The 1,792-nt window shown below is 43.8% G+C and carries 2 protein-coding genes; one reads left to right on the top strand and one right to left on the bottom strand.

Annotated elements, in window-relative coordinates; genetic code table 11:
* Positions 1-718: 718 nt before the first annotated feature.
* Positions 719-1,450, bottom strand: a complete 732-nt coding sequence (locus H6F50_RS07430; protein ID WP_190428016.1) for a hypothetical protein — start codon at positions 1,448-1,450, stop codon at positions 719-721.
* A gap of 150 nt (positions 1,451-1,600) precedes the next feature.
* On the opposite strand from H6F50_RS07430, the gene H6F50_RS07435 reads away from it, so the two are divergent.
* The coding region (locus tag H6F50_RS07435) for a response regulator (protein ID WP_190428019.1) at positions 1,601-1,792 on the top strand (192 nt) is incomplete at its 3' end.

The raw sequence follows: 1,792 nt of genomic DNA on the forward strand, positions 1-1,792 counted from the left end.
ATTCTACTTGAACAGGCTTTATCTCCTGTTCGTTGAATGCGGTGAGGCTAGCTCTCAGATTCCCATTTGACCAGTGTATGGCTGTGAGATGATACTTGTAGTCTTCTCCGTATTTAGCGCGATAATTGTACATTTGTTTTAAGGTCTAACGGCTAGCGTTATCGATTGCAGATCAGCTTGAACTCAGCACAAGAAGCATTAGTCAATCCGGTACACGCAGTTGTTAGCCATGCCACTAAACAAGTTAAAGTTCCATTTGCATATTACAACCCTCATAAGGGCAAGGTCGTCCAACTCCTTTCCGAAACTATGACTATCTAAACGAATTTGATATGACCTCAAAAGTGTTCCCAATTTAAAATCCCGGCACTCGTATCCTGAATGCCGGGAAAGATTTAAGTCGCTGAGCCTATATGAGAGATTTCCCGGTTCCGTAGAATCAATCTGATGCTGTGAGGTTTTTCCACTAAACTACCCCTGCATAATTAGAGCAGGGGACGGGATTTGAACCCGCGTCTCGCTAGCCTTGTTCTACAGAGAATGATACAGGGAGCGATTTTTAAAATGAGATTGGAGCAATAGCTTGAGCTTTATTCTGAGCTTAATGCGCTAGGGCGGCTTTACCATTTGCCTACCCCCAGATAAACTGGGGGGCAGGAATCGAACCTGCAAATCCCTACTCGCTAAAAATGAACTTGTACTCCAAATCCAGTGTAGTTTAATCTGCAAATAAATAGCCAAAAATCGCATTAGCAACTTGCCGCTGCTGCACTTCCTTGCTATTGGCTTCTTCTCTAGCTTGAATCACGGCTTTTTGTAACATATCCACTCTACGCAGCATTCGATTCACGCGGTCTTGAGGAAGTGCGCCTGAGAACTCAATCAAACTCCAAGTTCCTTCCACAATATCTTTGGATACCTCCTTTATTTGAGCAGGGTGATGTTCCGTTGCTTCATAGGCAACCACAAAATCAGTAATTTTCTTAGTTTTCACAGTTTCTTTGGGACTGGTGACGTAGCATCCTCGATTGGGGTCATGCTGCCAGTCTTTGTCAATCGAAAGCACGGGTAGCGAAGCAATAAACGTCTTCACATCCTGAAGCTGCTTTTCGAGAAATAATAGATAGGAAACAGGAACATCTGCAATAATAGTCTGTCCATCTACTGTTACAGATGCTTTAGCTTCAGTATTAGCGTAGTCCTGAGTAGCTGCTAGGTCTAAAAATTCAGAGCAAGATTGCACAAACTTTTCGATCAACTCCTCAGCCTTCAGCGTCAGTTTTTGCGATTCAGGAGGATATACAAATCCATCCTCTTCTCTAGGCTGGTAAGTTCTGCTCAATCCTTGAAACAAGGTACTCTTCTGACCCAGTTGCGATACTTCGGCTTTGCCTTTGTTGGCATTTGCTTTAACAGATTGCAACACAGCGATCAACTGATTTAGCTTCATAGAATTACCAAAATTGGTCAATTCAATTATTGCCTAGCCGATAGAGCTAACTTCTGAATTTGCAGGGAAAACTTATTGGAACAGGTGGCTTACAGATAACCACAGGTTAAACTGAATAAACGCCCAAGCCGTCCGACGCATGAGAAACCCATGCATATTCTGTTCGTTGAAGATGAAGCGAAAATTGCCAACTTCGTCCGAGCTGGATTGAAGGAACAGGGATTTGTCGTCGATTACTGTGACAACGGAGACGAGGGGTATACTCGCGCCTTGGACAACGAGTATGACGCGCTCGTGCTTGACATCATGGTGCCGGGAAAAGATGGTTTGTCTATCCTCAAG

The organism is Coleofasciculus sp. FACHB-712 (assembly GCF_014695635.1).
Classification (GTDB): Bacteria; Cyanobacteriota; Cyanobacteriia; order Cyanobacteriales; family FACHB-T130; genus FACHB-T130.